26 protein-coding genes are annotated in these 26,997 nt (G+C 55.4%); 11 read left to right on the top strand and 15 right to left on the bottom strand.

The genetic code is table 11. The annotated features are described in order from the left end of the window. Nucleotides 1-19: 19 nt before the first annotated feature. The 6 genes from A4E19_06440 to A4E19_06415 form a co-directional block, all read right to left on the bottom strand. Nucleotides 20-1,363: a hypothetical protein gene (locus A4E19_06440; protein OQW32983.1), complete on the bottom strand. Its 1,344-nt coding sequence runs from the start codon at nucleotides 1,361-1,363 to the stop codon at nucleotides 20-22. 133 nt (nucleotides 1,364-1,496) lie between these two features. Beyond that, on the bottom strand, nucleotides 1,497-2,276 hold the full coding sequence (locus A4E19_06435) for a metallophosphoesterase (protein ID OQW32982.1): 780 nt from the start codon (nucleotides 2,274-2,276) through the stop codon (nucleotides 1,497-1,499). After that, on the bottom strand, nucleotides 2,273-3,826 hold the full coding sequence (locus A4E19_06430) for a ribonuclease Y (protein OQW32981.1): 1,554 nt from the start codon (nucleotides 3,824-3,826) through the stop codon (nucleotides 2,273-2,275). The genes A4E19_06435 and A4E19_06430 overlap by 4 nt, the downstream gene beginning before the upstream one ends. 578 nt (nucleotides 3,827-4,404) lie before the next feature. Beyond that, entirely contained in the window at nucleotides 4,405-4,701 is a 297-nt protein-coding gene (locus tag A4E19_06425) for a hypothetical protein (GenBank protein OQW32980.1), read from the bottom strand. Next, entirely contained in the window at nucleotides 4,694-4,948 is a 255-nt protein-coding gene (locus tag A4E19_06420) for a hypothetical protein (protein ID OQW32979.1), read from the bottom strand. The genes A4E19_06425 and A4E19_06420 overlap by 8 nt, the downstream gene beginning before the upstream one ends. Nucleotides 4,949-5,014: 66 nt before the next feature. Further along, nucleotides 5,015-7,318 carry a hypothetical protein gene (locus tag A4E19_06415; GenBank protein ID OQW32978.1) on the bottom strand — a complete coding sequence of 768 codons (2,304 nt, stop codon included), beginning with the start codon at nucleotides 7,316-7,318 and terminating at the stop codon, nucleotides 5,015-5,017. A 153-nt stretch (nucleotides 7,319-7,471) separates the two neighbouring features. Here A4E19_06415 and A4E19_06410 point away from each other — a divergent pair, with 153 nt between their 5' ends. From A4E19_06410 to A4E19_06395, 4 genes are read left to right on the top strand one after another with little or no spacing between them, the layout of a single operon-like run. Continuing rightward, nucleotides 7,472-8,557, top strand: a complete 1,086-nt coding sequence (locus A4E19_06410) for a hypothetical protein (GenBank protein ID OQW32977.1) — start codon at nucleotides 7,472-7,474, stop codon at nucleotides 8,555-8,557. Nucleotides 8,558-8,596: 39 nt separating this feature from the next. Then, a complete protein-coding gene (locus A4E19_06405) occupies nucleotides 8,597-9,973 on the top strand; it encodes a peptidase M16 (protein ID OQW32976.1) in 1,377 nt (458 codons plus the stop codon). A 7-nt stretch (nucleotides 9,974-9,980) separates the two neighbouring features. Further along, nucleotides 9,981-11,366 (top strand): hypothetical protein, encoded by a 1,386-nt coding sequence (locus A4E19_06400; protein OQW32975.1) that lies wholly within the window; start codon nucleotides 9,981-9,983, stop codon nucleotides 11,364-11,366. 21 nt (nucleotides 11,367-11,387) lie between these two features. Next, nucleotides 11,388-12,197 carry an ATP-utilizing protein gene (locus A4E19_06395; protein OQW32974.1) on the top strand — a complete coding sequence of 270 codons (810 nt, stop codon included), beginning with the start codon at nucleotides 11,388-11,390 and terminating at the stop codon, nucleotides 12,195-12,197. A gap of 23 nt (nucleotides 12,198-12,220) precedes the next feature. Here the strand turns inward: A4E19_06395 and A4E19_06390 are convergent, their stop codons facing one another. The 4 genes from A4E19_06390 to A4E19_06375 all read right to left on the bottom strand — a co-directional run bounded on the left by A4E19_06390 (nucleotide 12,221) and on the right by A4E19_06375 (nucleotide 14,010). After that, a complete protein-coding gene (locus A4E19_06390) occupies nucleotides 12,221-12,727 on the bottom strand; it encodes a hypothetical protein (GenBank protein ID OQW32973.1) in 507 nt (168 codons plus the stop codon). Nucleotides 12,728-12,793: 66 nt separating this feature from the next. Continuing rightward, the gene (locus A4E19_06385; protein ID OQW32972.1) at nucleotides 12,794-13,027 is read right to left on the bottom strand and encodes a hypothetical protein; all 234 of its coding nucleotides are present in this window, start codon (nucleotides 13,025-13,027) and stop codon (nucleotides 12,794-12,796) included. Between the two features lie 36 nt (nucleotides 13,028-13,063). Continuing rightward, the gene (locus A4E19_06380; GenBank protein ID OQW32971.1) at nucleotides 13,064-13,813 is read right to left on the bottom strand and encodes a F0F1 ATP synthase subunit A; all 750 of its coding nucleotides are present in this window, start codon (nucleotides 13,811-13,813) and stop codon (nucleotides 13,064-13,066) included. Between the two features lie 8 nt (nucleotides 13,814-13,821). Continuing rightward, nucleotides 13,822-14,010: a hypothetical protein gene (locus tag A4E19_06375; GenBank protein OQW32970.1), complete on the bottom strand. Its 189-nt coding sequence runs from the start codon at nucleotides 14,008-14,010 to the stop codon at nucleotides 13,822-13,824. A gap of 235 nt (nucleotides 14,011-14,245) precedes the next feature. Here A4E19_06375 and A4E19_06370 point away from each other — a divergent pair, with 235 nt between their 5' ends. Beyond that, entirely contained in the window at nucleotides 14,246-15,700 is a 1,455-nt protein-coding gene (locus tag A4E19_06370; GenBank protein ID OQW32969.1) for a hypothetical protein, read from the top strand. A 3-nt stretch (nucleotides 15,701-15,703) separates the two neighbouring features. Then, nucleotides 15,704-16,588, top strand: coding sequence for a hypothetical protein (locus A4E19_06365; GenBank protein OQW32968.1), 885 nt, complete (start codon nucleotides 15,704-15,706; stop codon nucleotides 16,586-16,588). 731 nt (nucleotides 16,589-17,319) lie between these two features. Here A4E19_06365 and A4E19_06360 read toward each other — a convergent pair. Continuing rightward, nucleotides 17,320-18,954 carry an L-aspartate oxidase gene (locus A4E19_06360; protein ID OQW32967.1) on the bottom strand — a complete coding sequence of 545 codons (1,635 nt, stop codon included), beginning with the start codon at nucleotides 18,952-18,954 and terminating at the stop codon, nucleotides 17,320-17,322. Nucleotides 18,955-18,956: 2 nt separating this feature from the next. Next, on the bottom strand, nucleotides 18,957-19,445 hold the full coding sequence (locus tag A4E19_06355) for a hypothetical protein (GenBank protein OQW32966.1): 489 nt from the start codon (nucleotides 19,443-19,445) through the stop codon (nucleotides 18,957-18,959). Between the two features lie 247 nt (nucleotides 19,446-19,692). Between A4E19_06355 and A4E19_06350 the strand changes: the two genes are divergently transcribed. The 3 genes from A4E19_06350 to A4E19_06340 all read left to right on the top strand — a co-directional run bounded on the left by A4E19_06350 (nucleotide 19,693) and on the right by A4E19_06340 (nucleotide 22,290). After that, entirely contained in the window at nucleotides 19,693-19,911 is a 219-nt protein-coding gene (locus A4E19_06350) for a hypothetical protein (protein OQW32965.1), read from the top strand. 88 nt (nucleotides 19,912-19,999) lie between these two features. Beyond that, nucleotides 20,000-21,730 carry an ABC transporter ATP-binding protein gene (locus tag A4E19_06345; protein ID OQW32964.1) on the top strand — a complete coding sequence of 577 codons (1,731 nt, stop codon included), beginning with the start codon at nucleotides 20,000-20,002 and terminating at the stop codon, nucleotides 21,728-21,730. A 137-nt stretch (nucleotides 21,731-21,867) separates the two neighbouring features. Next, nucleotides 21,868-22,290 (top strand): hypothetical protein, encoded by a 423-nt coding sequence (locus tag A4E19_06340; GenBank protein ID OQW32963.1) that lies wholly within the window; start codon nucleotides 21,868-21,870, stop codon nucleotides 22,288-22,290. A 284-nt stretch (nucleotides 22,291-22,574) separates the two neighbouring features. On the opposite strand, the gene A4E19_06335 is transcribed toward A4E19_06340, so the two are convergent. The 3 genes from A4E19_06335 to A4E19_06325 all read right to left on the bottom strand — a co-directional run bounded on the left by A4E19_06335 (nucleotide 22,575) and on the right by A4E19_06325 (nucleotide 23,625). Further along, nucleotides 22,575-22,757: a hypothetical protein gene (locus A4E19_06335; protein OQW32962.1), complete on the bottom strand. Its 183-nt coding sequence runs from the start codon at nucleotides 22,755-22,757 to the stop codon at nucleotides 22,575-22,577. Nucleotides 22,758-22,933: 176 nt separating this feature from the next. Beyond that, nucleotides 22,934-23,227, bottom strand: coding sequence for a hypothetical protein (locus tag A4E19_06330; GenBank protein OQW32961.1), 294 nt, complete (start codon nucleotides 23,225-23,227; stop codon nucleotides 22,934-22,936). Between the two features lie 92 nt (nucleotides 23,228-23,319). After that, nucleotides 23,320-23,625: a hypothetical protein gene (locus tag A4E19_06325; protein OQW32960.1), complete on the bottom strand. Its 306-nt coding sequence runs from the start codon at nucleotides 23,623-23,625 to the stop codon at nucleotides 23,320-23,322. Nucleotides 23,626-23,860: 235 nt separating this feature from the next. On the opposite strand from A4E19_06325, the gene A4E19_06320 reads away from it, so the two are divergent. Both A4E19_06320 and A4E19_06315 read left to right on the top strand, forming a co-directional pair. After that, on the top strand, nucleotides 23,861-24,964 hold the full coding sequence (locus A4E19_06320; protein ID OQW32959.1) for a hypothetical protein: 1,104 nt from the start codon (nucleotides 23,861-23,863) through the stop codon (nucleotides 24,962-24,964). A 95-nt stretch (nucleotides 24,965-25,059) separates the two neighbouring features. Beyond that, nucleotides 25,060-25,710 carry a hypothetical protein gene (locus A4E19_06315; protein OQW32958.1) on the top strand — a complete coding sequence of 217 codons (651 nt, stop codon included), beginning with the start codon at nucleotides 25,060-25,062 and terminating at the stop codon, nucleotides 25,708-25,710. Nucleotides 25,711-26,997: the final 1,287 nt, after the last annotated feature.

Genomic DNA, 26,997 nt, shown 5'->3' with positions numbered 1-26,997 from the left:
ACGGAGTCTCGGTCTGCTTTTAAACCGACGAATCCGACATGACTTCCTCCACGGCACATCGAATGCGTCCCCTTGCCAGACGCGCCACAATTTTTGCTCCGACGGAAACTTGAGCGGCCTCGCGGATGACCTGTCGCCCAGGCGTCGTCTCCAGGATCCCATATCCCCGCCCCAGAATCGCGAGCGGGCTCAGTCCGTTCAATCTTCCGAGATAGGCATGGGTGTGCTCGGTCCGACACGTGAGACCATGGCTCACCGCGGCAATCAACCGCGATCGCAGCTGCGGAACAATCACCAGATCTCGACGCACTTGGTGGGCCGGGCTCTTCGACATCAGCGCCTGTGTCCAGGCTTGCGAATTCCCCATCGCTTGTTTCAGCTGTGCACGCATCGCTTCTCGCATGTCGGCCACGGCGCCGTCCACTCGCTGAGCTTCCGTGAGAACCCTGAACCGGATATTGTCTAGATGAGCGAGCAGGAGGTCAAGTCTCTGATGCTGCCTCAGACATTGCGAGCTGATGGCTTGTGAACAGCGGGCGGTCAACATGCCCAACCGTTCGACGATCTCGGTCAACACCGGAGCCACCATTTCAGCGGCGGCGGACGGGGTGGGGGCCCGTACGTCCGCGGCAAAGTCCGCTAGCGTCACATCCGTCTCATGCCCGACAGCCGATACAATGGGGATCCGAGATGAGGCGACGGCTCGTACGACCGTTTCGTCGTTGAAGCTCCATAGGTCTTCCAACGAGCCACCGCCCCGGCCGACGATGATGACATCGACAACGTTCAGCCGGTTCAATGCCTGAATGGCCGCGCCGATCCGCTCTGCCGCCTCAGGCCCCTGCACCGGTACCGGCGCGATGATGATGTGCAAGAGAGGACAGCGGCGGTGCAACACCGTGATCAGATCTCGAACCGCCGCTCCGGTCGGCGAAGTCACGATTCCGACCGTCCGAGGGAACACCGGTAGCGGCCGTTTGCGCTTTCGATCGAAGAGCCCTTCGGACTCCAGCCGATGCTTCAGTTGCTCAATGGCCAGTTGGAGGGCGCCCCGCCCTTTGGGTTCGAGATGATCGAGAAGGACCTGGTACTCTCCACGCGGCTCATACACGGAGAGTCGTCCTCGAACGACGACGTGCAGCCCCTCCTCCAGCCCGAACCGCAGACGAACGGCCGTCGAACGGAAAATCACTGCGCGAATCTGACTCGTCCGATCCTTGAGGGTGCAGTAGAGATGTCCGGAGCCTGGGGCCCGCAGGTTTGAGATTTCCCCTTCAAGCCACACCTCCGCAAAGTCAGTTTCGAGGGAAGCCCGAACCTTGGCAGTGAGTTCCGAGACGGTGAGAATGGGTCTCGAGGTCAACTCGGGAGGAGACAGGGACGGGCGAGGATACGTATTCGTGAGTCCTCTCCTTTTAAACGAGCTCGACGCTCATCGATGGCTGCGAGGTTGCCGCGCTACAGCGTAGCGTAACCTCTCACGGCGTCTCCACGAACTAATCGATGACACGAATCCGTTCAAACGCGACGGCCTTACCCAAGCGGGGATCGAGTTCAAGCAGAACCGCACAAAACACGGACGGCCCTGATGCGACTTCGAACCGTCGCGGCATCGCGGTCAAAAATTTTTCGATCGCCAATTCTTTCTTGACTCCGATCACCGAATGGAGCGGACCGGTCATGCCGATATCGGTGATGTACGCGGTGCCTTTCGGAAGGATTTGTTCATCGGCCGTCTGCACATGCGTATGCGTCCCGACGACGGCGACCACCTCCCCGTCTAAAAAATGCCCCATCGCCATTTTTTCAGACGTGGCTTCCGCATGCATGTCGACGACGATCGCGGACGTCTCCCGCTTCAACCGCGACAATTCGCGTTTGGCCGTTTGAAACGGGCAATCGATCGTCGGCATATATACCCGCCCCATCAGCTGCAAGACGGCCAGCCGCTCGCCACCCGCCGTCTCGATGACCACACTTCCATTCCCGGGAACTCCTGCCGGATAATTCGCCGGCCGCAATAAACGGGGCTCGCGTGAAAAATAATCGACGGCCTCTTTCTTGTCCCATGCATGATTTCCGGTGGTGATCACCGAGATGCCCGTCTCGAAGAGCTCTTCGGCCAGCTCCCGAGTGATCCCAAAACCTCCCGCCAGGTTTTCACCATTGGCGATGACCGCATCGATACGGTGTTGTGCGGTCAGCCGAGGAACGGCCCGAGCGACAGCCCGGCGGCCCGGCTCCCCCATGATGTCCCCGATACAGAGGACCTTCATTTGGCGTATTCCACGTATCGGCTTTCCCGAATGACGGTCACCTTGATCTGACCCGGATAGGTCAACTCCTGTTCGATCTTCTTCGCCAGCTCGCGCGAAAGCTGGAACGACTCCGCATCCGAGATGTCCTCTTGCCTCACGATGACCCGAATTTCCCGCCCGGCCTGGATCGCGTACGCTTTTTGGACGGCCTTATGCCCGGTCGCCAGTGATTCCAATTTTTCCAACCGCTTCACGTAGGACTCTAGAGCTTCCCGTCGCGCACCGGGGCGCGCCGCCGACAACGCTTCGGCCGCTGCCACCAATACGCTTTCCGGGCAAATCGGCTCCACCTGCTCATGATGCGCGGCGATCGCGTTGACGATCTTCGGAGATTCACCGTATTTCTTGGCGATCTCGGCTCCCAACATCGCATGCGGTCCCTCTTCTTCATGGCTGACCGCTTTACCGATATCATGGAGCAACGCGCCGCGCCGAGCCAGCCGGACATCAAGACCCAGCTCCGATGCCATGATGCCGCAAATATACGATGCTTCGCGGGCATGGTAGAGATTGTTTTGTCCGTAGCTCGTCCGATACTTGAGACGACCGAGTACCTTGATCAACTCAGGATGAAAATCCGAGAGCCCCAACTCGAAAATAATCTTCTCCGCCTCTTCGTACATCAGCTTATCGATGTCGACTTTTACTTTTTCGACGATCTCTTCGATGCGCGTGGGATGGATACGCCCATCATGCATCAGCCGTTCCAGCGAAACCTTGGCGATCTCGCGCCGCAGCGGGTCAAATCCGGAGATAATCACGGCTTCAGGCGTTTCATCGATGATCAGATCGATGCCCGTCGCCGCTTCAAGCGCCCGGATATTCCGGCCTTCCCGACCGATGATCCGACCCTTCATGGCATCGTTTGGAATGGGGACCACGGAGATCGTGGACTCCGAAACATAGTCGCGAACGACCCGTTGAATCGAGGTGGTAATGATTTCTCGCGCTTCCCGTTCGGCGGTCTCACGGGCCTCTTCGATCGTTCGTTTGGCAATGCCGACGGCATCGAGCCTGGCCTGCGATTCCATTTCAAGGATCAATTGTTTCTTGGCTTCATCAGCCGTCATCCCGGCGACCCGCTCCAACGCTTCGCGATGGTCGCGCTCGGCCTTGGCGCAGGCGGACTCTTTGGCGACCAAGCCCTCTTCTCGTTTTGCGAAATCCGCCTCGCGCTTGCGTGACTCGTTCTCCCGCTTTTCCAGGGCGGCGAGCTTTCCGTCAAGCCCGCCTTCCCGTTGGATCAAACGCTTCTCCATCGCCGAGAGCTCGCCAAGTTTTGTTTTCTGTTCTTGCTCGAATTCTGACTTTGCTTTGAACACCAAATCCTTGGCCTCGAGCCTGGCCTCTTTAAGAATATTCTCCGCTTCCCGCTGTGCGTTCTGCACAACCTGCTTGGCCAGATCGTTCGCCTCAGCCTGTTTGGCGCCCGTCATCCGTCGTCGCACAAGCTCAAAAACACCCGCGCCAACCACGGCGCCGAAAATCACCGACAGAATAATGTACATGACATTTGCGGTAGAAATGGGAGTCACCCCTTTCTTAATGGCAACCAGATCAGATGAGTCTCACTCGGGCACGCACATCGCGTCACGCTGGCGAGTGGACTAGGCACACACGATGTGAGGTGGAAAAAATGGAGGACCTTAGGAGAGGGCAATCCGCCTTGCCTGAAAACGCATGAGATCGTCGGGGTACGACACCACACCCGGTGAACTTCGCTGCCTGACCCTTCCCGGCCGTGGATATCTAGACATCAGCCATTGAAGAGGGCCAGCGATTGAAACAGGTATGGAAGGTAGATGCTCGCTCGATCCGACAGGCATCCGTCGGATCGCTTCAATGTCAAAAACCGGAGGTCGCTTAGCCGATAGCATTCGCAGTCCCAGCACGACCTCTTTCACCTCAAGCATCCACCGAATCAACACTTCGTATCCCATCAGGTAAACGTTCTCTCTGATTCTCTCAGCGTTCGTTTCCAGTAGATTGATTGACGATATCACCCTTCCCACTCACCCCTACCATTTCCGCACTCACATATCTATATGATAACAAAGGGACACTTTGAAAGCAAGGCGAATCACCGTTAACGAAAGAGGGATGTCGGCATCTGTTCGTCGATCGATTCCATCAACGTCACCATCCGTCGTTCGACATCGGCTTCCCCTTGAACTCTCTTTTTTTCGGACTCAAACAGCTGATGGGCAAGATTGATGGCCGTCAGTACCGCCAACTTTGATGGGGTCGTGGTCTTCATCCCCTCCGCCAGATGTTTCATATGGTCGTCGACAAAATGAGCCAGCCGCCGAATGTATGCGTCATCGCCCTCTCCTGTGATCGCGTACCGTTGACCATAAATTTCGACATCAATTGTCTTAGTCAATGGCCACCTCCTTAGGATCCTCGATACATTCCAGCAACTCCATTTCGTTCATGACTTTTTCGATTCGTGTCTTGATGTCGATCCGCTCCTTTTCCCATTTGCGATTCATATCATCCTGTGCAGCCAGTCGTTGGCGAGCCTCTTTGATCTCTTCCTCCAGCAGCGCATTCTTTCGTTTGAGTTCCTGGACGAGCTTCACCAAGTCACGAATTCGAGTTTCCAATGCATCCAATCGGTCCAACGCCATGATCAACCCCTCTTCTTTATTGCCCCAACGGATTGTGGCGCACTATAAAAACTTCACAATATATTGTCAAGAAACGGTTTTTTGAACCCCTGCCAGACGCAGGTATTCCTTGTAGCTACGCAGAACCCGTTTCACGTATTGTCTGGTCTCCTGATATTGGATCAACTCGACAAATTCATCCTCGCTTCGTCCCCGATTGGCCGCCGCCCAGCTAGCCACCACAATGGGACCGGCATTGTATGCGGCGATCGTCTGCACCACATTCCCGGCAAACTGCGCAAACAGTTGCTCAACATATCGGGCGCCGATGCGGATATTCGTTTCTTGATCGAACAAATCTTCTCGGGATAGGCTCGGAAGACGGTGCTGTTGGGCCACGGCATTCGCAGTGGCCGGCATGACCTGCATTAATCCGATCGCCCCGACACGAGAGACGGCTCTCCGATCATACTGACTTTCTTCTCGAATGATCGCTGCAACGAGAAACGGATCCACTCCGTTGGCTCCCGCAAGTTTAATCGTAGGGATCAATCCGGTGGGATAGGCCACGTTCCACAATCCATCTGCAACCGCTCCGCCGGTACGCTCCAACTTTTCGCGGAATCGAGACCGCACCAGACGCAAGGCATGGTGATAGGCACCGACCTCGTTCAACATCATCGACAACGCCGCCAGCACCTCAGGATCGCGACTATACCGATCCGTCAACGCACTGAGCTCCCTAGCGGCATCCTGCTCGAGACCAAGCGCTCTGAGTTCCACCGCCCGCCGGTATGCCGGATGTAGCTCGATTTGTGTCCGACTGATCGCGGGATTATCCTGAGCCGGCGTCTGATCCACCTCGGTAGCAGGCTGAGCGGCCGAGGCGGGAATGACGCTACCTTCCTGCTTGGTCCGGCGCGCTGCCGATAGACCTGTCTGTTCGCGTGCTAACTGACAATAGTAGGTAAATGGAAATCGCTGACAGAGCAGCGCAAAAATTTCCTTTGACTTCTCACCTCCTACATGACCGTACGAACGGGCAATCCAGTAGAGCGCCTGGGGCTCAAAGTCGTTGTCCCTCTGCTCCACAATCTGACGCCACACACTGATCGCCTCCAGATAACGAGCCGATCGGTAAAGCACCCACCCTTCCCGCCATTGGGCTTCCGTTCGTTGAGAAGCCGGTTCTCCGTACTTGGCCACCTGTCGATACCTTGCCATCGCCTCGTCGAAGCGTGCCTCATCCTCGAGCCAGATCCCTGCGAATAAATTGATTTGCCCCTTCTGTTCCGGAGTCAATGTCCGTTTCGGGAGCGTGCGGCAGAGATCCAATAACTTGTCCCCGAGTCCACGCCTGAGATACACCCTCCCGAGCCATACCGTCGCTTCATCCGCCCGAGGCCCTTCCTCAGCGGTCAGCGCATGAAAGATGTCGCGTGCCTGTTCATACTGTTTCAACCGAACTTGAGCGATGCCCAGTTTAAGTTTGGCATCGATGCGGTGCGGAGAAGAGGGATCACGCGCCAAAAATTTTTTCAACTCCTCGATGGCTTCCGCGTGGAGTGACTGCCCGAGAAAAGCCTGGGCACGCTCATAATAGATGTCTGGCCGCGGTGTCCACGGTACTCCCCCAATATTGTTCCCAAGCAGAGTCTCGGCCTCCTTGGCCTCCTTGGTCTGTGGAAACTTCGTCCACAGCTGTTTCAGCGTTTCTCGTGCTTCCGTCAATTGATTCTCTCGAAGATAACAGGAGGCCAACCGCAACCAAGCCTGAGCGATCTGAGGGTCCTTATCGTTGGCGTTGACGGCCTTGCTGAACCAGGACACGGCCTCGGGACAGCTGGATGCCTGATACCAAGCTTCCCCAGCTCGGAGCGCCGCCTGACTGGCAAGGTTAGAATCAGGGACAGCCTGCGGAACTCCTTCAAACATGCCGGCCGCCTCCTTGGCATCACCCAAACGCAGCAACGCTTCTCCGACCCAGAATCGAATATAATCGTCCAGTACGGGAAGGTCCCGTTGGGCCGCCCTCAGGTAAGGCAGAGCGCCGGCAGGAGTTCGATCGATCAACAGCACCCCGGACAACAACCCGGCACGCTTGGCCCACACGGTAGAAGGAAATTCCTCCGTGACCTTTCGGAGGCGTTCCAGCTTGATCGCCACCACTTGATCTTTCGTCAGCGCGTGCCCCAGTCGCTCCTTCGGCCACACCGCCGCCGCAAAGCAGTCTTCCGCCGTCGTACAGCTAATGGTCGTCGATGGTTCGGACATCTCAGCCTGCGCCGCATGCCCATCGCGTGAACAAAAGCCTCCGAGCATGAGTACCAAGCAGGATGCGGCCGCCAACCCGTAGTCATTGATGAAACGATATGTGTCATGGGTCTCCATGGTGCCCCTCATCCGCGTTCATTATATACAGAGCCGCCTGTAATGGAAGAAGTTTCGGGACCCGACGATGCCCGCCCGTATGCGCCACAGCCTCCGCTGTGGTAGGCTCCTAGCTCCCACACAACGATAATCCGATTTGATAACGACTTACCAATGACCTCACCCAGTCCCCTCACAGCGCTCTTGAATCTCACCGAACCCCAGATGGTGAAGTTTGTCCGAGCGCAAGGCTGGCCGACCTATCGCGCAACGCAAATTTTGCGCTGGCTCTATCAACGGCGCCTGCGAACTATTACCGATATGACCGATCTCCCCCTGCGTGATCGCATGACACTGTCTCGATCCGCCACGATCGGACGCTCGACCTCTGTCACGGTCTTGCCGTCCCAGGATGGAACCCGCAAATTGCTGTTGACCCTTGAGGATGGTTTGTCGATTGAAACCGTGTTGATCCCGGATGAGGACCGGCTGACGCTCTGTGTGTCAACGCAGGTCGGTTGCATGTTGGATTGTGGCTTCTGTCTGACCGGACGAATGGGGCTCAAACGTAACCTCAAACTGTACGAAATCATCGATCAAACCCTGACTGCACAAGACCAGTTGGGCTCCCATGAACGCATCACGAATCTCGTGTTCATGGGGATGGGAGAACCCTTGGCCAACATCGACGGTCTCAAAGCCGCCGTGTCGGCTTTGACCAACAAATCTTGGGGACTTGGATGGTCGCCCCGACGCGTAACGGTGTCGACGGCAGGGCTGACGTCCCGTCTGGCGGACGTCGCCCAGCTGGGCGTGAACCTCGCCGTCTCGCTCAATGCCACCACTGAAGAACAGCGGCGAGAGTTGATGCCCGCGGCGAGCGAGATCGCCTCACTAAGGTCACTCCTGGCCGCCTGTCGCCGCTGTCCGCTCGCTTCTCATCAACGCTTGACCTTCGAATACGTGTTGCTCGCCGGCGTAAACGATCATGAGGCTGACGCTCGACGACTGGTCCAATTACTGAAGGCCATGCGATGCAGGGTCAATTTGATCCCGTTCAATGAATTTCCGGGCAGTCCGTTCCGTCGTCCGTCCGAACAGGCGGTGCTTCGTTTTCAATCTATCCTCCGCAACGCCGGCCTTGAGGCATTTGTTCGAAAGAGCCGGGGACGGGACGTGCTCGGCGCCTGCGGCCAACTTGGAGCACTCCCGAGCAACCAAAACTCCCTTGCCTTGACACCCATCGAAACTCGTTGCTAGCATGACCAATCCCATTATTTTATTATGATGATCACGCGCATGATCCAGCATCAGTGGCACGTCCGCTTCTTAACACTTTTCTCGGCGCTTCTCGTTTTTAGCGTCAGCTCGATCTCGCTCGGAGCGGAACCGAACGAGTACATCCTCTCAAACGGGATGAAGGTACTGCTGGTCGAAGTTCCCAAGGCTCCGGTGGCCACCGTGCAGGTGTGGTACAAAGTCGGTTCGCGAAACGAGGTGATGGGACGGGCCGGACTCTCGCACATGCTTGAGCACATGATGTTCAAAGGCACGGCACGGTTTCCGAAAGGATCATTCTCGCGAATCATCAGGAAGAACGGCGGAATCGACAACGCGTTTACCGGACAAGACTTCACGGCCTATTTTGAGAATGTGGCAGCTGACCGTGTCGGGCTCGCTCTCGAACTGGAAGCCGATCGGATGCAGGGTCTCCTTCTCGATCACAACGAATTTCAGACCGAGCGCGACGTCGTGAAAGAGGAACGCCGCCTTCGATCTGAGGATGATCCACAGGGCGCGCTGGTTGAAGCGCTGTTCGCCCACGCGTTCCTCAGCCATCCCTACCATTGGCCCGTCATCGGATGGTTCGCCGATTTGGATGCCATGTCTCTCGAAGACTTGCAGCGTCACTACGACACATTCTACTCTCCCAACAATGCGACCCTCGTCGTGGTGGGCGATATCAAGGCCGAGGCGTTACTTCCGACGATTAAACGGCTGTTTGAGCCGATCCCGAGAGGCCCTTCACCCAGACAAACCTTGCCGCCGGAACCGGACCAGCGAGGCGAGCGCCGATTTTTCCTGAAACGCGAAGCGCAGGTTCCGTTTGTCATGATGGGCTTTCGGGTTCCCAATTATTCCAGCGACGATTCTTATGCGCTCGACATCCTCGAATCGATCCTGTCTCACGGGAAGAGCTCTCGCCTCTATCAAAGCTTGGTGTATGACCAGAAGAATTCGTTGGCCGTCGGCGCCGAATACAGTGTGCTACAGACGGACCCCGGTCTGTTTTATTTCTACTCAGTGGTGCATCCCGGCGCGAAGATCGAAGGAGTCGAAGAAGCGATCCAGCGAGAGATCGCCCGGCTCCAGAATGAACCGCCGTCCGAGGTGGAGCTTCAGCGAGCCAAAAACCAAGTGGAAGCGGCACGGGTCTTCGAGCAGGACTCGAATTTTCGCCATGCCATGTTGATGGGACAGGCGGAATCCGTGGGTGCCGGTTGGCGGCGGATCGATCAATTCGTGGAACGTATCCGCGCGGTCACGGCGAAAGACATCCAGCGTGTCGCAAAGCAATACCTCACCCACGATAATCGGACCGTTGGAATTCTCATTCCCCTGCCGTCTCCCGCTCCTGACTCGGCTCCCGCAGCCGTCCATGAAGGGAAGTTATAGAAGGACCATGGTGATCGATCCGGAAAACCAGAGGCGCCATTTTTCTGTCCCTCGATCCGTTCTCCGATGGGTAACCGGCACACTGTTACTGGTCTTGTGCGGAGTCTTCATTGCAAATTCAGGGCATGCCGCCGACATTTCCCCCGTGCGATTCACCACCCCCAATGGGATGACCGTCCTTGTACTGGAGCAACATTTCCTTCCCATCGTAGAAATCCATGTCCTCGTCAAGGTCGGCTCCGCACAGGATCCACCGGAAAAGGCCGGTCTGGCGAATTTGGTCGCCGGTCTCCTCGATGAAGGCACAACAACCCGATCCTCAAGACAGCTGGCCGAACAGATCGACTTTGTGGGCGGGTCGTTGGGAGTCCGTGCGGACGAGGACTTCACGACCGCGTCGGCGCGCACACTGAAGAAAGACATCGACCTCGGGTTCACGTTGCTCGCCGACATTCTTCAGCGCCCCGCGTTCCCCAAACAGGAGTTCGAACGGGTCCGTTCGCAGATCCTCGGGGAAATCACCAGTGACAATGACGATCCAGGCCATGTCGCCATGAAGGCCTTCAATCAATTGATCTTCCAGAATCATCCCTATCGTTGGCCGGTGAACGGAACGGAAGACACGTTGGGCAAAATCACCTTGGCGGATGTACAGAACTTCTATGCCAAAGAGTATCTTCCCAATCAGTCCATCCTCACGATCGTCGGCGACGTCACAGTTGAACAAGCGACGGCGCTCGTCCAGACACATTTCGGGGCCTGGAAAAAAGGGGTCGTACCGCCCCGACCAGCCAAGAAGCCGGCCGCCATCGATAAAAAGACCGTGCAGCTCATCGAAAAGGATCTTACGCAATCGACCATTGTCATCGGGCATCCCGGCATCAGTCGAACAAACCCGGACTTCTATGCCGTCACCGTCATGAACCACGTCTTAGGGGCTGGAGGGTTCTCGTCCAGACTCATGGATACCATTCGAGACAAACAGGGGCTTGCCTATGGCATCACCAGTCATTACGATGCTCGATTGATGCCGGGTTCTTTTTGGATCAATCTTCAAACTCGCACCGAAACGACCAATCAGGCCATCAACGGCGTCTTGACTGAAATGAAGGCGATTCGCGAGGCCCCCGTCACCGACCAGGAGTTGGCCGACGCCAAAGCATTTTTAATGGGCAGCTTCCCCTTGCGGTTGGATACGACGGCGAAGCTGGCGCAAGTCTTGGCACAGGTGGAGTTTTTTGGGCTGGGGTTCGATTATTTTAATCAGTACCCCAAATGGATCGAACGCGTGACGAAAGAGGATGTGTTGCGCGCGGCAAAACAATATCTCGACCCTCAGCATTACGCGCTCGTCGTGGTCGGCAATATCGCGAAGGCAAAAATTCGTCACTAGACCCACGGACAGCGGGATATTATGCAACCGTCCTCTCTTCACCAGAAGCTCAATCGGCTCCGAACCCTTCTGACGGAAATGGGGTCTGTCGTGGTGGCCTATTCCGGCGGAATCGACAGCACCGTTGTTCTCAAAGTAGCCCACGAGCAGCTCCACGAGAAGGCCATCAGCATCACAGCCGTCTCACCGACTTTTCCGTTGATTGAGTTGGAAGCTGCCGAACGGATCGCTCACGAGATCGGCGCCCGTTATGAAACCGTGCAGACGGATCAGCTCGCCATTGACGACTTCGTCAAGAATGATGCAAGCCGTTGTTTCCACTGTAAGACCGATCTATACCAGCTTCTAGGGCGTCTGCGGAAATCAATGGCGGCTGCCTATGTCGTGGACGGGACCAACCTTGATGATCTCGGGGACGACCGCCCCGGCATCAAAGCCGCCCGAGAATGGGACGTGCGCAGCCCCCTCGTCGAAGCCGAACTGTCGAAGGCCGAGATCCGCATTCTCGCTAAGGAGCTCCGCCTGTCGAATTGGGATAAGCCGGCCGCCGCCTGTCTCTCGTCGAGAATCCCACGTGGAATCCCGATAACACTGGAAAAGCTAAGCCGTGTCGAAGAAGCCGAGGCCGTGCTCCATCGTGAGGGATTCCGTCATTTTCGCGTGCGCAACCACGGCGAGATCGCACGGATCGAATTGGCGCAAGACGAACTACCTCGGCTCGTGGAAGCAGATCGGCGCGCGGAGATCAGCGCCAAGCTAAGAGCGCTGGGATTTAAATTCGTGACGGTGGATTTGGAGGGATATCGGCCAGGCGGAGTCACCTTGAAATGACCCCACCTGCAGATCTCATGAAATTAGCGGAGATGTGATTTCGAAAGCGCCTCAAGCGCTTCGTCTGCGAACTTTTTCTGATCCGCCTCTGTTAAGCTCCGTTGTACCACTTTTTCCGCCACCATAAGAGCGAGTTCCGTCGTCTGGGTTCGAATATCTTGCAGAGCTTTCCGGCGCTCCTGGTCAATTTCACGGGTGGCATCACCTTTGATGCGCTCCGCCTCCGCGGTCAGCCGCTGTTCATTTTCATCAAGCAACCGTTGAGCACGTTCTTTTGCCGCTGAAAGAATGGCCTCGGCTTCCTTTCCCGCCGCATTAAGTTTGGCTTCATATTCTTTGAGTCGCCGCTCAGCCTCGGACCGATGCTGCTCGGCCTGATCGAGACTGTCCTTGATTTTCTTTTCGCGCTCTTCCAAGGCGCTCAAGATGCCGGGGAATGCATACTTATAAAGCACGAACAAGAGGATCCCGAACGAGACGACTTCCCAGAAAATCAAGGATGAAAAAAAATGAGATTCAAACTGTGGCATGGTTCATATCAGAAAGACTGGGTCAGAAAAACGTTCTCGAACTCTACCCAGACTTAGCCTGCTCCTCTAGCCCTTGCGGAAACCCATGATGATGAAGGCGATGACCAAGCCATATAGCGCGATGGCTTCGACCAGCGCGAATCCGATCCACATGTACTTCGTGACGCGCGCTTCGGCTTCAGGCTGACGTGCCACGACTTCGATCATCTTTCCAAATATATAGCCGATTCCCACACCGGCCCCGGCAAACCCCGCCGCGGCACAACCCATACCGATCAACCCTGCTGCTGCTGAATCCATTATGGCTTACTCCTCTCTTGTCTAAACTCGCATGCGCTAATGCGCGTGCTCCTCATGGCCATGTAAATGAAATGCGTCTCCCAAATAGACGCAGGTCAAAATGGTAAAAATATAGGCTTGGATAAAGGCGATACCGAACTCCAGTCCGTATATCGCGACGGTAAACACGAAGGGCAACCACCCAATCAATAATCCCCCGCCGATGGTGAGGCTGAACAGCACCGCGAGCATGACATGGCCCGCCGTCATATTCGCAAAAAGCCGAACCGCCAGGGAAATAGGCCGTGCCAACTGGCTGATGATCTCGATCGGAATCATCAGCGGCAGCAGCCACCCCGGCGTACCGGGCGGGACCAGGATTCCCAGAAACTTGGCCCCATGCAACGAAAAGCCAACGATCAGGCTCAACCCGTACACGAGGCAGGAGAAAACGGCCGTCACGATAATCTGACTCGTCACCGTGTAGGTACCGGGAATCAATCCGATGTAGTTCGAAAACAGAATAAACACAAAGAGCGTGGCAACGAGCGGGAAAAATCGCATCCCGTCTTTCCCCATCGTTTCCATAATCATGTTGCGAATGAAATCCACCATCATCTCCGCCAGGCTCTGCAACTTGCCGGGTACCAGCTTGCGCGATGATCCCGCCATCACCATGATCACTGACGCCAAGGCGATAACCACCCACATGAAGACGACGGCCTTATTGATGGAGATATCCAATCCCCCAATCGAGATTGGGATCCAGTTATGAAGTTCGAACTGATGAAGCGGACTTTCTTCCATGACTATTCCTACTTATTCACGTTGTCCGACGGACCTTGCCACCGCTGTGCAGAGCGATACGCACTCCTCATCCCGGCCGCCAAACCGAGGACTAACCCGATGACGAGCCCCCACGGAGTTGTCCCGAAGAGATACGTATCGACGACCCATCCCAGCCCACCTCCGACGATCAACGCAGCGAGCAGTTCCGTTCCCATTCGAACGGCCTGACCGAGCCCCGCGTATAAAGGATCTTGTGGAGGGGGCATTCCTAACCCACGGAAGGCGAGAGCACGTGAGCAAAACTCTGCCCGATGGGGTTCGCAATTTAAGCAAAACCATGCTTGGAATGTCAAGCTGTTAGACACCTATGCGTGCAGAAATCACTGCGGTATAGTGATCTCTCTTTCACGTGGGACACGAGCATCTATGCCGAGAACCTCACCCTCCTCGATGCCTTTTTTACGCGGTTCTCCTTCGCCTCTCGTTCTGACACGCCCCGCTCCTGCAGCCAGTCCGTTCGACCTGTACAAGAACATCGCCTCAGCTCGACACCCTTCGTTTCTCTTTGAGAGCGGCACCGGCAATGGCACCATGGGGCGATATTCATACTTGGGCGTCGATCCCTATCAAACATTGTATGGGAAGGGGGATACCTTTGACGGTCGATCGATGCAAGGACTTTTGAACTCAGGCACCGCTCCGTTTGATCGTCTAGCTCTCCACTTGAACCGTCAACAGATTGTTCGTCCTCCTGATGTACCTCCATTTTTCGGCGGTGCGGTGGGCTACTTCAGTTATGATCTAGTGCGCCAGTTCGAGAGGTTGCCCTCCGTGGCCCTGGATGACCTTGCCAATCCTGATTTCGAGTTCGCATGTTTTGATCTAGTCGCCGCAATCGACCATGAACTGAATCGTCTGGTGCTTATGTTCTGTCCGCCGCGAGAACGATTCTTGGGCGAGCCGAGGGAAAAGCTGTTCCGCGAGGGACGGGATCGATTGGCCGAATTCGAGGCGCGACTGACCAGCCCCGATACGGTCGACGCACACCAGAGTGATCTCGGCCGTCTCACGTTCACGCCGGAGCAAGAAGAGTCGGCGTATCGGCAACGTGTCCACCGTTGCCAGGAGTACATTGCAGCCGGGGATATTTATCAAGCCAACCTCTCTCACCGTTTCAACGTGACCTGTCCAGCATTCTCCTCTCTTGGAGACTTGCAAACAGATGTGTCCGTCTATGAACGCTTGCGGGCATTGAACCCGTCTCCTTTCTCGGGAATACTCCGGTTTGATACGGTACGGCTCATCAGTTCATCGCCGGAGCGACTGGTTCGCCTTGATGGACGCCGTGCCGACACCAGGCCGATCGCGGGAACCAGACCCCGCGGCAGAAACGCCGCCGATGATCAACGACTGATCAATGAGCTTCGTGGCAATGAAAAAGAACGTGCGGAACATGTCATGTTGGTCGACCTGGAGCGGAACGACCTCGGTCGAGTCTGCCGCTTCGGAAGTGTCCAGGTGGGTGAATTGATGACCTTGGAACAATATTCGCATGTCAATCACCTCGTCTCACAGGTATCGGGCACCCTTAAGGATCATGCGACCGGATTTGATTTGCTGAAAGCCATGTTTCCTGGTGGAACGATCACCGGCGTCCCCAAGATCCGCTGCATGGAGATTATCGAAGAATTGGAACCAGTCCGTCGCGGTCCGTATACCGGTTCGATGGGTTATTTCAGCTGGAGCGGAGACCTCGACTTCAATATCCTGATACGGACGCTCGCCATGAAGAACGCTAGGGGTTATCTCCAGGTTGGGGCAGGAATTGTGGCCGACTCAGACCCGACACGTGAATATGAGGAAACGATTTACAAAGCTCAGGCCTTCTTCAGCGCCTTTTCATAGCCCATGTGGATCTATTTGAATGACAAGTTCGTCAGCGACAAGGAGGCCGTGGTTTCCGTCTTCGACCATGGGTTTCTCTACGGCGATGGAGTCTATGAAACGATCCGTTCGTACGGTCCCCGCATCTTCATGCAAGACGAACATGTATCACGGCTGTTCCGTTCCGCTGAGGCCATCGGCCTGACGATCCCGATTCCGAAAAACAATTGGGGACACATCCTGCGCGAGACGATGATACACAACGGCGTCGGGACGGATCTTCGAGATGCCTATCTGAGGATCACGGTTTCGCGAGGAGCCGGAGACATCGGGCTGGACCCGGCGTTGTGTGCATGGCCGACCGTTGTCGTGATGGCCAAACCTTTGGTTCCTCCGGCGCCCAATTTCTATGAAACGGGCGTCAAGGTGATCATTGCTTCCACCAAGCGGAATTTGCCAAGCGCTTTATCGCCACTGATCAAGACGACAAACTTCTTGAACAATATCCAGGCTAAACGTGAAGCAATCGCAGCCGGCGCATTCGACAGCCTCTTGCTCAATTGGGAACAACACGTGACCGAATGCACCGTCAGCAATGTGTTTTTCGTGACGGAAGGAACGTTGCAAACTCCCGCTCTAGAATGCGGCATACTCGACGGGATCACCAGAATGATCGTCATTCGGTTGGCCAGGGAACTCAACATCCACGTCGAAGAAGGTCATTATTCCGTTGACCAGCTGTACCGTGCCGAGGAATGTTTTTTAACGAACACCAGCATGGAAATCATGCCGGTCACATCTATCGACGGCAGACATGTCGGGAACGGAAACCCCGGTCCAATAACCGCGAAACTCAGAGAACAGTTTATTGTAATGCGTGGTACATGTAGCGACAGTTCTTCCTGTTGATGAATCCCATCATCCTGTTTTTCTTCAAGTCCTTCGAATCGCCCAAGGCATAGGATCTGCATTTTCTTGACAGACCGTGACAGACTGCTATCGTTGGACCATGCCAAATTGGAATAAGCCGCATCGGTCCCCTATCAACCGGCCTGGCATGGCCATCCTCGTCGCATTGATCAGTGTCCTGCTGACGCTTCAAAGTGATACCCACGCAGAGATTTACCAATATATCGATGCCAAAGGGACGATATCGCTCACCAACGTTCCCTCTGATGCTCGGTACCGACGAATCGACCTCCACCCAAATCGGTTGCATCCCGTTTTATCAGAGCAAGAGCTGGAACCGGTGATCAATCGATTCTCACGGCAGCACCAATTACACCCCGCCTTGATCCGCGCCATCATCAAGGCCGAATCGGATTTCGACCCCCGTGCGGTATCGCGAGCCGGAGCAATTGGATTGATGCAACTGATGCCGCAAACGGCAGTGAGGTTGGAAGTCCGAGACCTCTACGATCCGGAGGACAATATAAGGGGAGGAACGAAGTACTTACGCCAGTTGCTCGATCGATTCCGCGGCAACCTACCACTGGCACTCGCGGCCTATAACGCCGGAGAACATGTCGTCGATCGTTACCGCACGCTTCCGCCCATCGACGAAACCCGTCAATATGTCCGCAAGGTCCTGCGGTATTACCGAATCTTCCTTACTCGAGACCTCGCTGTGACCAGCCATGTCATTCCGTCTTCGGAGTACGCCCTGCCACAATCCGCCCCCCTGTCTTCGATTCCCGCCGGCCAGTAGCACGAACCTCGGAATACAGTCGGCTGTGCTGCTTCCATCCCGCTGAAGTGGTTTCCGTGAAGTCTGATCGGTAATGGGCGCCGACGCTGTTTTCTCTCCACAGCGCAGCCTCCGCCACGCAATGCGCCACTTGAACCATATTTTTGACTTCCAAATCGGCTCTCCCGGCAAAGGATCCGGACACCATCTGTTCCCACCGGGTAAGCTGGGCCGTGGCACGAATGAGCGACTCCCGAGAACGGATGAGCCCCACCTGTCCCCACATGGTCCGGCGAAGCGAACTCCGTATTTTTTCGGCATCTTCCAACCGCTCCAACCGACCGGATCTGAGGTGTTCCATATGGGAAGTCACATCGGGCATTGAGCGACGGATGGCCCAAGACACGGCGGCGACGCCGGCCCGCATTCCAAACACCAACCCTTCCAGCAATGAATTGCTGGCCAGACGGTTCGCACCGTGCACACCGCTGCACGCGACCTCGCCAGCCGCAAAAAGGCCCGGCAATGTCGTGGCTCCGTTGATATCAGTTGCCACCCCTCCCATCATGTAGTGGGCGCTCGGAGAGACCGGAATCCATTCTTCCGTGATATCGATATCATGACGCAGACAGGTCGCATAGATCGTCGGGAATCGCCGTTTGATGAAATTGGCTCCCAAGTGAGTTACATCAAGGTAGACATGTCGTGCACGGGTCGCCGCCATCTCCGCCCAGATAGCCCGTGCGACGATATCCCGTGGAGCGAGGGCACCGAGCGGGTGATACCGTGGCATGAACGTCTCTCCCCTATTGTTGCGCAGCTGACCGCCCTCTCCTCGCATGGCTTCCGACAGCAAAAACGGCGGGCTCGACGGCAGATACAGCGACGTCGGGTGAAACTGGACGAATTCCATGTCCTGGAGCTCCGCTCCCGCACGAAAGGCCATCGCCATGCCGTCACCAGTCGCGTTGGGTGGGTTCGTGGTGCGGGCAAAAATCTGTCCCGCCCCCCCTGTCGACAGGACAACGGCCTTGGCTGGAATGATGAAGTGTTCCCCAGAACCTTCATCAAGCACCACGGCCCCGCAGCATCGGCCGTCCTCGACCACGAGATCGACGGTGAAGTGGTAATCCAGTCGGACGATCCGCCTGTGTCGGGCAGCCTGCGTCATGAGAACTCGAACCATTTCGTTTCCGGTCGCATCGCCTCTCGCTCGGAGAATTCGGTTGCGGCTATGGGCGGCTTCACGAGCAAAGGCAAACTTGCCGCCGCTTTTGTCGAATTTCGCGCCCCAGCGGATGAGTTCTTGAATCCGATCCGGTCCTTCCTCGACCAATACGCGCACCGCTTCACGGCGACACAGGCCGTGGCCGGCCTTCACCGTATCCGTCATATGAATGGCGACATCGTCCTCTTCACTCAACGCCACGGCCACTCCCCCTTGCGCGAAGATGGAATTACTCTGTAAAGGATGGCCTTTGGTAAGCACGATGACTCGACCGACCCGGCAGAGTTCCAACGCAGCGCGAAGCCCGGCGACTCCGCTGCCGATGACCAAAAAATCCGCTTCCTGCACTGTCTGCGGCATCGTTATGGTAATGGGGCCGAAGGTGAGAGAGGTTCCGATAACATCAGTCTTGTGTTCATTCCGAAGGGCAGGTCGCCTTGTGCGCTGCGCAAGAGAATCGAGTGCGTCCCCACCCATTGCAACCGTGCGTGGCCCCGTTGCCGAATACCCATGTCACCGGCATCTCGCTTCCATGTCCCTTGCCAATGGATGAAGACATCGACATCATCCTTTTCGATCATGACCCGTTCGATCTTGAACTCGAGGGAAATGATGGAAAAGGCTTCAAAGTCCGCGTCAACCTGTCGCTTCAGTTCGTCCAGCGGCTCTTGCGGCAACAGCATGGAGTGAAACCCGGATCGATCCTTTCTTTGATAGGCACTCCGCAAGGATTCCAACGCTTGATCGATACGGAGGAGTCGCTCGTGTTCGGCCGGGTATCGGATGGTTTTCGACGGGCACCCCGCGACCGCCATAGCGAGCAGGATGGGCCACACGATGGAGGTGAGCAATGAGACACGACCTCTTCGGAGATACATGGCGGTGCAGTATAGCACAAGGGGAAAAGATGCCGTGAGCTTGCATTTTCAGGGGAAAGCTTTTAGACTCGGCCGTCCTTGAGGAGATACAGATATGTCGAGCGTCTTGAAAAAACGACGAAAAAAGATGCGCAAGCACAAGTACAAGAAGCTGCGCCAACGCCAGAAGTTTCTTCGCCGAAAAAGCTAAGCCCGGCCGGCGTGGCGGGAGGAGAGAACCGTGGCCGAGGGGAAGAAAGTCCGCATCCGCGTACGGACGGTCAATTCTACCTACGTGGGAGACTTCTTGGTCCCTCCGATGCGGAATCGTGTCTCCGATGCGATCAATGAAGAGGCACGTCTCTTCATCAGCCTGACCGACGTCGTGATCGACGATAAAGATCGATCGGATTTCGTTGCGATCAATAAGAACTTGATCGAGTCGATCGTTCAACTCTAATCGTTTTATCTCACCCCGTCCGCCTATTCGTTCATCGCCGCCATTACCCGGCATACGATTCCGTGTCTACTTACACGGACTGACCACGATGTTGATCTTCAAACGATTCCGCCCGTTCGTGCGCCCTTATTTGGCTCGCTTGATGTTGGCTGGGCTTTTGGTGAGCGGAGTTGCGCTTATTAACCTCGCGTTGATTCGTCTCGCCGGAACCCTTTGGGACATCGTCACCGTCCAACAGGACGCCGGTCAGATGACTCGGTCGATCGGCCTGTTCTTGAGCCTGGTGATCGTGCAGGGATTGTGCTCCATGGGTCACAGCTATCTGACGGCATGGGTGGCTCAGCACGTGGTCGCCGACTTTCGCAAACATCTCTTCGGCCATCTGCAGACGTTGACGGTCAGGTTTTTCGCGCAGCGCCGAACCGGAGAGTTGCTGTCGCGAGTGATGAATGACGTCACCGTCATTCAATCCATCGTCACGGAAACCCCCATCGACAGCGTCAAGCAACTTGTGACCTTCGTGGGTGGCATTAGCTTTCTACTGATGATGAATTGGCGCCTCTGCTTGCTGATTTTGATCCTGTTGCCACTCTTGGTCTTGGTCGCAAAACTCTTTGGCCGCAGGCTGAAGTCGCTCTCCACCTCCATTCAGGACCATACCGCCACGCTCAGCACCTTGGTCGAAGAAGTGGTGTCAGGCATCCGTATCGTCAAATCCTTCGTGCAAACACAACGGGAAGAAACCCGCTTCGCCACCCAGGTGAACGAGACGCTTCGTCTCACCCTGCATCGGGCCGGCATCATGGCCGTGTTCATACCGGTGATCAGCCTCGTCACCTTCTCCGCGGCCGCAGCGGTACTGTGGTACGGCGGTCGGCAGGTCATCGAAGGGACGGTCACGCCAGGGGAGCTCTTCGCTTTCGTCCTCTTTGCCGGCATCCTCATCGGCCCGTTCAGCTCAGGAGCCCGCATCTTTACGCAGCTTAAAGAGGCCCAGGGAGCCACTCAACGAGTCTTCGAGATTTTGGACGCCCAGTCGGAAATTGCAGATCGACCCGAGGCGCAGAGTCTCTCCACGATCGAAGGGCACGTCCGAGTCGAGGCAATCAGTTTTGGTTACGATCCTCGACATCCGGTATTATCGAACCTCTCCTTTGAAGCGAAGCCCGGTGAACTCATCGCTTTGGTCGGCCCCACCGGCGCCGGAAAGACTACCGTGATCAATCTGCTGCACCGCTTCTACGATCCGACGGATGGCCGTATCACGATCGACGGCAAAGACTTGCGCCATGTGACCGTTGAAAGCTGGTACCGACAGATCGCGTTGGTTCCACAAGAGACGATCCTTTTTGGAGGCACCATCCACGAGAACATTCGCTACGGCGATATGACGGCCAATGAAGCAGCCGTATTGGAGGCGAGCAAGGCCGCGCACGCGCATGACTTCATCACGAGCTTGCCGGCAGGGTATGACACCGTGGTGGGTGAAAAAGGAGTCAACCTCTCAGGAGGACAACGCCAACGGATCGCGATCGCGCGCGCGGTCCTGAAGAATCCTCGCATTCTGTTGCTGGATGAAGCGACTTCATCGCTCGATACCGAATCGGAACGGCTGGTTCAGGAAGCCCTTCAACACCTCATGAAAGGACGGACGACCTTCGTCGTCGCCCACCGGCTGTCGACTATTCAGCGTGCCGACCGAATTCTGGTCCTCGACAAGGGGAAACTGGTGGAGGAAGGCACCCACTCGCAACTGATGGACTGCAAGGGGTTGTACTACTACCTCTATACTCTCCGCCAACATGAATCGGCCTCTTAATTTCACCGCGTAATTATAACGGCAAACTCCACCCGACATCTTCCATATTTAACGAGTCTGTAACACAGGCAGTGTATCGTTATGGACACGAGCCTAAGCACACGGTTGGAGGAATTCTCTTGAACTCACAACGTCCCATGAAAATTCTGATAGTCGAAGACGAAAAAGATATTGCGCAGTTGGTCAAGCATTATCTTGAAAAGGAAGGATTCCATCTCAGCATCGCCAAAACCGGAGTCGAGGCACTGAACCTTGCGGTGTCTGAACATCCTGATCTAATTATCCTTGACCTCATGCTGCCACAGATGGACGGGTTGGAGGTGTGTAGCGCCCTCCGTCACAAGCCCGAGACCGCGCTGCTACCCATCATCATGCTGACGGCCAGGAAGGAAGAGTCTGATACCGCTGTCGGACTTGAACTCGGGACCGACGATTACATTACGAAACCCTTCAGTCCCAAAACATTGGTGGCTCGGATCAAATCCCTCTTCGTCGACTGGAACGGACAAACGATCATACGCCAACGCCCTTGGTATACGGCTCCTTGCAGATGGACCTGACTCGACATGAAGTAACGGTCCGAGGCAAAGAAGTGCTGCTCACTGCTAAAAGTACGGACTGCTGGAGCATTTATTGCGTTACCCTGGCCGGGTACAGACACGGGAGATGCTGCTCAACTCGGTATGGGGTTACGACTATTATGGGACGACGCGAACCGTCGACGTCCATGTCAGGCGGTTGAAAATAAAAATATCGCTCCTCAATGATTCAATTGTCTCGGTCAAAACGCTGGGTTACAAACTAGTGGACCAGCCTGGGGTGTCGTAACTTCGCCCGCTCTGCCTTATCTACCACTATCTATCAGTTCCAACCCCCGTTGCACCAGCGTCCCGAAATCTGATCCGTCAAAAACATCGAATTCATCCGCCTGGCTGATTCTATTTGAACTCATCAGAACGGAGATGAACACTCCGACACTGGCCGCCAACAACCCCCGGGTCATGATTCGTTTGTCGCGTTGTGCCATGATCGCCTTCTTTCATGCTCCGGACTGCGAGCGCCTTCCTAGGCAATGTTCGTTGTTGGAGGTGCTACTCATTTTTGTGTCGTCGGTGATCGGTCTAGAGATTCCTTCAGGTCACGAATGGACGAATCGGTATCGTTGACCTCTCGACAAACGGTTTCACATGTGTGGGTAATCTCTCACCGGGACATTACAAGTGAGTCAGACACCGGTAACAGCTTTGTAAAACCTTGTTCCGGCTCCCATTTGCCCTGGCAGCGTCGCATATCAAGGTGAAACCGTGAAACCCAGGACGCCGGGCGACTTCGATGATTGATACCCCATGAGCATTCAACGACTTGTTGGTCTCCTCTGGGGTCCAGTTTTTGACCATCCGGGAACAGCAGCCCATCATCCGTATATTCGTTGTTTTCGACGATCAATCCGCGCTGCGACCGCAGAATTGGAAAATAGACGATCCCATCGTTATGCATCCCCCACTGACGAGCCTGTTCTGCTTCCGTGTGCTTGCATCCTGTTTGAACGCGGGCCCGTTGGAGACCGGATCGCCCCAGGCAATTAGTACTTAGTACTTCGGCCGTATAGCCTTGGGGGACCACCACCTCGTCGGCAGAAGAGGCCGGCACACTTTCGAACCCGAGCACCGGCCGCCGTCCCCGCGTCCGTCTATCCTCGCATCTGTATCGTCGGCTTCCTCGGTCTCCTGTGCCGCAGCGGGGACGGCCTTTAACAGTGCTTCAACGCCGCCAAGCGACGCAACTGCAGCGGCCGCGAAACCGGTCAAGGAACTGCGTCGCGACAAGCGCATATTCACAATGTCCTGAAAATGTTCGTTGTCAGAAGTGTCACGCACACTCTCATCATCGATCATTAACAGAGACCCTCGTCCCATCAAGGTTCGGATGAATCTCTCGTTACTTACAACAGCAATGGGTTTGCGATCGCGACGGCTCTCGCATCGGACCGTTACAAGGCAGTCAATTACCGGTAACAATCTTGTTAAAAATCAGCCGGTTGGGAATGGTGCAGCCGTCCTTGGCAGGTTGGGCATGTTTCGGTTGTGCAAGCAATCGAACTGTTAGGATAATGATTCTAAAAGAATTCTCATGCATGAACAGATCACCATCTCCAAAGGAACCTGTTTTGCCCTGTTCGCGTACGATATCGGTCTCTCGATCAACATGACGGATGCGGAACGGTGGATTCTTGCCGGCAGCGAACGAGGCCGGTTGCGGCATAAGACGAGGGCTCCCCAATATTTCGAATACCGGCCGGCTCCACTACGGCTGGTGCAGGAAGGGAGCGTCTTCGATATCAGCCAGTATCGGGCCAGCCCCACGGTCGAAGTCATGGTGTACGATTTCGGCGCCGTGACCATTACCTATCGCTTCGCCATTGACGGGCCGTTCACGCAATTGCTGGAACTTAGCGAGTCACTCTACGAGAACGAACGATTGCTGACCGAGTCGCGCGCCCGCGTAGAGCAGCTGGTTCAGGCGTTAGGCCCAGCCATCGAACGGCCGGCTATCGCAGAAGACGTGGAGGACTACATCATGTTCTCGATCGAGTCCTCTGTACCGGAAACACTTCCGTTATGGAGAAACAACGAAACCGACTTGGCTCATCTCTTACGTGCAGAACGCGTACCGTTTTCCGAGGAAGAAGTGGCTGACGCAGTTTCGTGCCGTATTTCATTTGGGCAAGAGGACATAGCGTTTATCGACTGGCATTCCGCCGTCTTGTTCGGGAAGGAAATGGACGACGTCCGTGCGGTCCTCGAATTTGCCAACGTGGAGTTACTGGAGATGCGTATACTCGACGAACAACTCGATCGTGCACTGGACGAGGGTTATGAGGCGCTATCTCGAAAGACACGCCTCCTGTCCCTCCCCGGCTCTCACGATAAAGACCTGACGCACATTGCGCAGCTGCAGGTCGACAGCGCCTTGATTTTCGAACGTGTCACAAATACCTTGAAGCTGCTGGGCGATCAGTACCTCGCGCGCGTCTATCGACTCGTCTCCCAGCGCTTTCACTTGGAGGCGTGGGACGCCAGCATCCTTCGGAAATTGCAGACGTTGGAAAGCATCTACGGCAAGATGTCTGATCGGGCGGGCACGAGACGAATGGAGATGCTTGAGTGGATTATCATCATCTTGATCACGCTCTCCATCGTTATCCCGTTTCTCCCCATTGGGGTAGGTCACTAAACACTTGAGCGTTCGCGTCCAATTTGGACTCAATGTGGCGATCCGGCTCAGCATCCTAGAGGATTCTGGAACGGATACCCCTCTTTCCAAGGACTATGGGTACGACTACGCCCCTTCGCCCATTGTTGCTGTTCTTCCGCACAGCGTGCTTTTTTCTGACGTTGATCGCTTCACCTGTCGTCGTCACGGCAGACTCTCACTCAGAGGTGGCGTTATGGTTCGAATCAGGCATGGCTGTCGCCACGAGCCAATTGAGCGGCCGGAGGGAGATACCGTTGGGTGCACAGGAAGTCGTGATGAGTTCCGGCACAAGCGGAATAAATGGAATCGTGGTGACGTCTCGTCGACTCTTAGGGTTTTCGAGCCGCGCCTTGACCTGGACCAAGAAAGAGCTGGACGTGAATGAAAAAGTCCTCGAACGAAAGATTCTCCCCGCCTTCAGCCTCATCAGGACCGATCGACATCTATATGGCTTTCGAGGCGTCAATGGGCTATGGCTTGAAGAAGCGCTAAGCATGCGAGAAAAAGTTCAACGATTCCACAGCAATGACTATGGAGCCGTCTTTATTACCGATGAACGATTGGTCGGATTCAGCCCACTGCTCGGCGGCTTCGCCTCGAAACCACTCGATGTGCATGAACAGATCGTAGGAGTGGAGAACGACAATGGGCTCATCCTCGTGTCCACCACGAAGCGCACGTTGGTCTTCGGCAGCCGCTTGAGTGGATGGGAAGAATTCGAGTGATGGACTCCATACCGTCACGGCAAGGAGAAATGACTCTACCAACTGTCCCTACTCAGATCGATTCCCTCTCCCGGCCTTTCGGGCATGGCGGCCATCGAAGAACAATCAGCTGGCAACGCGCGTCGGAACGGCGCTCGAATGGGGCGAGCATTGTTGAAACGACTCGATTAAAAAACTACAAGGAACAAGAAACGATTCTACCGTGGCAATTCTCCATCTTTCAGAACCTATTTCTGCCTCGTTTTTTGTCTGAGAATATCACCCGACATATGCGCTTCATCCCGAATAAACTCAAAATCCCTGAAATAGCATGCTTTGCATGCGGATTTAGTTTTGAATAGGTTCTAGTCTTTCGCTGCTCGCCGCCATCGCCTCATTCTTCACACAGAGTTCTCTCAAACGTAACGTAAAGGAAACAGTTACCCCGTAGGCTTGCATCATGTCACTTGCGAAGAAATGTCGGCAGACTGTCCTGGCATTATCACAGCATGAAAGGAGGTGAACAACAATGACCGGATGGATCATTGAAGCGTTTCTATTGAGCGCCATTCTTGGGCTCACGTATACCGTGTTATCTGTGGGTCGTGAGTGAGTAGAGGATAGCAACTCATAAGGGGAGGACACCCGACAGTGGACAGAGGTTCAAACGAGAGTCGGAATGAGGGCTGATTGCCCCACCGACTCTCGTCATGAAAAAGCACCCGTCATCAGCGACCAGCCAAGATCAACAACTGCACCAGATCAGCTCGGTTTTTCCTTTATGAAGGATTCCCGTGCTCGAGATCCGAGTTCCGCATACAGCGCACAGATGTCGATCCGAGACGCATGAGGCGTTTGTAGACGAATGAGTTAAAGCACCTCGTCGTGATTGTGAAAGGGAACAGCTCGGTTTCCGCTGACAGCCGTTTCAATCCAGATCGGTTTCACAGCGTACGGCCTAGTGCCATTGGCTTACAGGGGGAAGGTGTACTTCACCGAGCCGGCCTGTGTCTAACGAACATGCCGCAGGCGCTTACCGTGGTTATGGCCAAGTAAATCAAGAGAGACTTAACGAGCAAGATTCCTACTCGCAACCAAGTAGCCATAATGTCTTCCTTTCTACTTTTTATACTGAGGTGCGAAAACACTTTGCCGCTTCATCAACACCGTATCGACAACTGCCAGAGCCTTCACGTAACGAGCCTATGCAATCACTGACGACCTTCCACTTGCACATCGCGCGGCGGACATGTTGCGACACGTTGATTCATCGCCACAGAGCGGTCACGGCGATCGATTCTCGAGCGT

Origin of the sequence: Nitrospira sp. SG-bin1, assembly GCA_002083365.1 — a bacterium.
Taxonomy (GTDB): domain Bacteria; phylum Nitrospirota; class Nitrospiria; order Nitrospirales; family Nitrospiraceae; genus Nitrospira_D.
The sequence above is the reverse complement of the archived record's forward strand: the minus strand, read 5'-3'. Positions and strand labels throughout refer to the sequence as shown.

Excerpts from the sequence above, each read along its gene's own strand:
- A4E19_06365 (OQW32968.1), top strand. The coding sequence starts at position 15,704 with ATGTGGATCTATTTGAATGACAAGTTCGTCAGCGACAAGGAGGCCGTG.
- A4E19_06395 (OQW32974.1), top strand. The coding sequence starts at position 11,388 with ATGCAACCGTCCTCTCTTCACCAGAAGCTCAATCGGCTCCGAACCCTT.
- A4E19_06405 (OQW32976.1), top strand. The coding sequence starts at position 8,597 with ATGATCCAGCATCAGTGGCACGTCCGCTTCTTAACACTTTTCTCGGCG.
- A4E19_06345 (OQW32964.1), top strand. The coding sequence starts at position 20,000 with ATGTTGATCTTCAAACGATTCCGCCCGTTCGTGCGCCCTTATTTGGCT.
- A4E19_06340 (OQW32963.1), top strand. The coding sequence starts at position 21,868 with ATGAAAATTCTGATAGTCGAAGACGAAAAAGATATTGCGCAGTTGGTC.
- A4E19_06330 (OQW32961.1), bottom strand. The coding sequence starts at position 23,227 with ATGCATAACGATGGGATCGTCTATTTTCCAATTCTGCGGTCGCAGCGC.
- A4E19_06435 (OQW32982.1), bottom strand. The coding sequence starts at position 2,276 with ATGAAGGTCCTCTGTATCGGGGACATCATGGGGGAGCCGGGCCGCCGG.
- A4E19_06315 (OQW32958.1), top strand. The coding sequence starts at position 25,060 with ATGGGTACGACTACGCCCCTTCGCCCATTGTTGCTGTTCTTCCGCACA.
- A4E19_06370 (OQW32969.1), top strand. The coding sequence starts at position 14,246 with ATGCCTTTTTTACGCGGTTCTCCTTCGCCTCTCGTTCTGACACGCCCC.
- A4E19_06375 (OQW32970.1), bottom strand. The coding sequence starts at position 14,010 with ATGGGAACGGAACTGCTCGCTGCGTTGATCGTCGGAGGTGGGCTGGGA.
- A4E19_06410 (OQW32977.1), top strand. The coding sequence starts at position 7,472 with ATGACCTCACCCAGTCCCCTCACAGCGCTCTTGAATCTCACCGAACCC.
- A4E19_06380 (OQW32971.1), bottom strand. The coding sequence starts at position 13,813 with ATGGAAGAAAGTCCGCTTCATCAGTTCGAACTTCATAACTGGATCCCA.
- A4E19_06400 (OQW32975.1), top strand. The coding sequence starts at position 9,981 with ATGGTGATCGATCCGGAAAACCAGAGGCGCCATTTTTCTGTCCCTCGA.
- A4E19_06325 (OQW32960.1), bottom strand. The coding sequence starts at position 23,625 with ATGATCGATGATGAGAGTGTGCGTGACACTTCTGACAACGAACATTTT.
- A4E19_06430 (OQW32981.1), bottom strand. The coding sequence starts at position 3,826 with ATGTACATTATTCTGTCGGTGATTTTCGGCGCCGTGGTTGGCGCGGGT.
- A4E19_06415 (OQW32978.1), bottom strand. The coding sequence starts at position 7,318 with ATGGAGACCCATGACACATATCGTTTCATCAATGACTACGGGTTGGCG.
- A4E19_06320 (OQW32959.1), top strand. The coding sequence starts at position 23,861 with ATGCATGAACAGATCACCATCTCCAAAGGAACCTGTTTTGCCCTGTTC.
- A4E19_06390 (OQW32973.1), bottom strand. The coding sequence starts at position 12,727 with ATGCCACAGTTTGAATCTCATTTTTTTTCATCCTTGATTTTCTGGGAA.
- A4E19_06420 (OQW32979.1), bottom strand. The coding sequence starts at position 4,948 with ATGGCGTTGGACCGATTGGATGCATTGGAAACTCGAATTCGTGACTTG.
- A4E19_06385 (OQW32972.1), bottom strand. The coding sequence starts at position 13,027 with ATGGATTCAGCAGCAGCAGGGTTGATCGGTATGGGTTGTGCCGCGGCG.
- A4E19_06335 (OQW32962.1), bottom strand. The coding sequence starts at position 22,757 with ATGGCACAACGCGACAAACGAATCATGACCCGGGGGTTGTTGGCGGCC.
- A4E19_06360 (OQW32967.1), bottom strand. The coding sequence starts at position 18,954 with ATGCCGCAGACAGTGCAGGAAGCGGATTTTTTGGTCATCGGCAGCGGA.